Annotated in this window: 1 pseudogene; it reads left to right on the top strand. The window is 61.3% G+C overall.

Annotated features, from left to right (window positions below):
• Positions 1–354, top strand: a pseudogene (locus tag ACZ92H_RS29560) (ShlB/FhaC/HecB family hemolysin secretion/activation protein); the annotation flags it as partial.

Here is a 354-nt window from a genome sequence, read left to right as displayed (position 1 = left end):
CCACCCTGAACATCAACGAGCTGGCCGGCATCGGCGACGTGGCCACCGTGCGCGCGTTCACCTCGGCCGATGGCTTGAACTATGGCCGCCTGGCCTACCAGGGGCAGGCCGGCCTGCTGCGCCTGGGCGGCGCCTACACGTATATGGACTACAAGCTGGGCAAGGAATTTGCCGTGCTCGACGCCAAGGGGACGGCGAAGATCGCCAGCGTGTATGGCAGTTATCCGCTGATCCGTTCGCGCAGCAACAACCTGTATGCGCAGATCAATTACGACGACAAGACCTTCCAGGACAAGACGGAATCGACGGGCACCGTCAACGACAAGAAGGCCAAGGTATGGCTGCTGAACATCA

This window comes from Janthinobacterium foliorum, from assembly GCF_978021625.1.
The sequence above is the reverse complement of the archived record's forward strand: the minus strand, read 5'-3'. Positions and strand labels throughout refer to the sequence as shown.